Origin of the sequence: Psychrobacter piechaudii, from assembly GCF_900162825.1 — a bacterium.
Lineage (GTDB): Bacteria > Pseudomonadota > Gammaproteobacteria > Pseudomonadales > Moraxellaceae > Psychrobacter > Psychrobacter piechaudii.
The window spans coordinates 1-3,935 of record NZ_FUGE01000061.1 but is presented as its reverse complement, the minus strand read 5'-3'; the positions used below and the strand labels follow the sequence as shown (position 1 = coordinate 3,935).

General features: G+C 44.9%; 2 protein-coding genes and 1 pseudogene. 2 read left to right on the top strand and 1 reads right to left on the bottom strand.

The annotated features are described in order from the left end of the window. The first annotated feature begins 370 nt into the window (after nt 1-370). Both A1019T_RS02265 and pta read left to right on the top strand, forming a co-directional pair. Nucleotides 371-1,573 (top strand): acetate/propionate family kinase, encoded by a 1,203-nt coding sequence (locus A1019T_RS02265; RefSeq protein WP_077450238.1) that lies wholly within the window; start codon nt 371-373, stop codon nt 1,571-1,573. Between the two features lie 61 nt (nt 1,574-1,634). Beyond that, the gene (pta, locus tag A1019T_RS02260) at nt 1,635-3,782 is read left to right on the top strand and encodes a phosphate acetyltransferase (RefSeq protein WP_077450237.1); all 2,148 of its coding nucleotides are present in this window, start codon (nt 1,635-1,637) and stop codon (nt 3,780-3,782) included. A 57-nt stretch (nt 3,783-3,839) separates the two neighbouring features. Here pta and A1019T_RS13165 read toward each other — a convergent pair. Then, a pseudogene (locus A1019T_RS13165) lies at nt 3,840-3,935 on the bottom strand (RNA-guided endonuclease TnpB family protein); the annotation flags it as partial.

Genomic DNA, 3,935 nt, shown 5'->3' with positions numbered 1-3,935 from the left:
TTAGAAACTATAACTAAAATATTTTTATATATCTCGTGTTTTTGTTATTTGCGACCGAAAATTGGTGATAACATCTGTAAAAGGTCAATAATTAATTAAAATGTAGCTAAAATCGATTTGTAGTGCGATTGCCCTGATAACCGAACATAGCTGTTATTAGGGCACCCTTAAATTAAGTCAATTTCTATTTCTCAGAAATAATATATGACCCATTCGCTCAACTAAAAGTTAACGATTTTACAATTTAAACCACATCCTAATAGGATGTTATGTGTTGGTAAAAGAGGCGGCGTTATACGTCTATTAATTTATGACACTGTTTGGTGTTATTTCTTTTCTTTCTTTTAAAATTTCAATGTAAGGATACAATATGAGCAACAACATTATCAGCAAACCAACTTTAGTCGTTAACTGCGGTTCATCTTCTATCAAATATGCTCTAATTAGTGAAGATAATAAATACCGTATTACTGGTCTCGCTGAAAACTTAGGGCTAGATGATGCTCGTATTGTACACAAATGCCTAGAAGGCAAAAAAACTGAAGTCAGCATTCCAGGCTCTAACCATAAAGCCGCTTTGGTTCAAATTATGACTCTTCTTGGCGACCAATCTCCAATTGCAGTAGGACATCGTGTGGTCCATGGTGGCCGTGAGTTCAGTTCTGCTGTAGAAGTGACGCCACATGTGGTAGAAGAAATCAGACGTCTAAAAGAGCTGGCTCCTCTACACAACCCTGCTAACGCTACAGGTATTGAAGCCGTTCAAGCCATTCACCCTGACCTACCTCAGGTGGTGGTATTTGATACCGCTTTTCACCAAACCATGCCTCCAAAAGCTTTCCGTTACGCCATCCCAAAAGAGATGTATGAAAATGACTGCATCCGCCGCTACGGATTCCACGGCTCTTCACACGCTTACTTATCCAATCGCGCTAGCCAACTGACCGAAAAAGAAGGTCCTCATGGTTGGTTAATTGCTCACTTAGGCAATGGTAGCTCTGCAACTGCAGTCTACAATGGAGAAAGCCTAGACACCAGTATGGGCCTAACCCCACTAGAAGGCCTAATGATGGGCACCCGCTGTGGCGACGTTGACCCAAGCCTTCACATTCACTTAAAACGTACTATGGGGCTCAACCTAGAACAAATCGACGTCATTTTGAATAAAGAAAGTGGCCTACTGGGCGTATCTGGCGTTTCAAACGATATGCGTACCGTAGAATCTATTGCTAACGATGACTCACACCCAGACCAGAAGAATGCCCAGTTGGCGGTAGAAATGTTCTGCTATCGCACTGGCAAATACCTGGCTTCTTTATCTTGTGCCCTACCAGATTTAACCGGCATCATCTTCTCAGGAGGTATTGGTGAAAACTCAGCGACCATTCGTGCTCGCATTCTAGAGGTTATGCGTCACTTTAACTTAGAGGTAGATACCGATAAGAACAGCCAACTATATGGCGGCGAAGAAGGCAGTTTCCATGCTCCAGGAAGTAAATATGAGCTATGGGTTATCCCAACAGATGAAGAGCTGCAAATCGCAGAAGAAACCAGAGCGGTACTGGGTCTATAGTCCGATCAATAAAAATAATTTAAAAATCAAACCAATATATTGAACTAATAAGGATTTGTTTATGCAAACTATTTTGCTGGTTCCTACTGGCCGTGGCATTGGTTTAACCTCTGCAGGCTTGGGATTGCTTAAGGCTTTGGATTATTTGGGCATGAAAGCTGGCTTTATGAAGCCATTTTTGCAAGATGACTCGAACGACTCGCAGCACACTTTAGACAGCTCAAGTGACTTAATCCGTCACGCTTTTGGTCTAAATCCGCCTCCCTCTATTCCTCGTGAACGTGTCGAGCGCATGATGAACTCAGGCAACGTGGATGACTTGATGGAAGAGGTAGTTACCAATTTTCATCAATTAGGAGAAGAGTACAACGTTGTCATTTGTGAAGGCTTAGTGCCTACCGAAGAGGTAACGTATGCTTCACAAGTGAACTTTGCCCTAGCCACTGCCTTGGATGCCAAAGTGATTTTCGTTAGCATGGCTGACCTTGAAAACCCGAAACAATTGGCCGATAAATTAGATGTGCATGCCCGTGACTTTGGCGGACTCAATGGAGAGCGCACTCTAGGCAGTATCTTAATGCGTGCTAACAACGTACCTAACACTTTTGATACTCAGCCCGTAGCGCCAGGTGAAGCCATTTTGGATTTGGATGAAGACTTTATCAGTGCTATGCAGTCGCACTCGCCTAACTTTGCCACTGATAAATTCCAGCTAATCGGAGTGGTTCCTTTCAGTAACAGTTTGTCTGTGCCTCGCACTTGGGATATTGCTCAGCAGCTTAATGCCAGCTGGTTAAATGAGGGGGATGCCAAACAGCGCCGAGTTCTTAAAACCAGTCTAACCGCCCGTACTATCTCGCGTGTGGGCGAAATCTTTACCCGCGGTACTCTGGTGGTTACTCCTGGCGATCGTGATGATATCTTGTTGGCGACGGCCATGGCCAGCATGAATGACATCCCTATGGCTGGTATTGTGTTAACCGGTGGAATTATCCCAAATGATACTGTGTTTGAGCTGTGTCAGCCTGCGCTAAAAACGGGGCTACCTATCATGAGCGTACACACTGATAGCTTACAGACGGTAACCAATTTAGCGACCATCAGTAATGAGATTCCAAGGGATGATGCAGAACGTGCCGAAACTGTGGCCCGTTTTGTCGCTGCTCATATCGATTTAGATTGGCTAAAATCCTACTTCGAACGTGACTATACCCCTCGCCTATCGCCTTCTGCTTTCCGTCACCAAGTAGTGAAAAAAGCACAACAGGCCAAAAAACGAGTGGTTTTACCAGAAGGGGAAGAGCCACGTACCATTGAGGCGGCAGCGATTTGTCAAAGTCGTGGTATCGCTCAGTGTGTGTTAATTGGTAATCCAGACGAAATTGCACAAGTGGCTAAAAACCGCGGTGTTGAGCTGCCTGAAGACATCGAAATCATTGATCCAGCGAGTATTAGCTTAGATAAATACATCCAAGCTTTTGTAGAGCGTCGTAAAGGTAAAGCCACCGAAGAGCAAGCTGCTGAACAATTGCAAGATAGCGTGGTATTAGGCACCACCATGTTACACATGGATGAGGTTGACGGCTTAGTGTCAGGAGCAATTCATACCACGGCTAGCACCGTTCGTCCTGCCTTCCAGTTAATCAAAAACGCGCCTCAGTACTCACTGGTCTCCTCTATCTTCTTCATGCTACTTCCAGAGCAAGTGGTGGTGTATGGTGACTGTGCAATTAACCCTGATCCTAATGCTGAGCAATTGGCTGAAATTGCCATCCAATCTGCTGCCTCTGCTAAAGCCTTTGGTATTGAGCCAAAAGTGGCAATGATCAGTTATTCTACTGGGGCATCGGGTACTGGTGATGATGTTGAAAAAGTGAAGCAAGCGACTCAGATCGTGCGTGAGCGCGCACCTGATTTAATGGTAGATGGTCCGCTACAATACGACGCCGCTTCTGTATTGAGTGTGGGCAAACAAAAAGCACCAGACTCACCAGTTGCGGGTCAAGCCAACGTGTTTATCTTCCCTGATTTAAACACTGGTAATACCACTTATAAAGCGGTACAGCGTAGTGCCAACGTGGTCAGTGTTGGCCCAATGCTTCAAGGCTTAAACAAGCCAGTTAACGACTTATCACGCGGCGCTTTAGTCGATGATATCGTTTATACTATCGCTTTGACTGCCATCCAAGCCAGTAGCCCAGACGTCTAATAGACGAAGGACACAAACTTAGATTCAATCAATAGACCCATTGACCTCCTCCCCTCGCTAAACCGAGGGGATTCCTACAGCTAGACGGTCAAGCCCGACCGCAAGGATGTTCTTAGCAGCATTGATATCTCTATCATGCCATGTGCCACACTC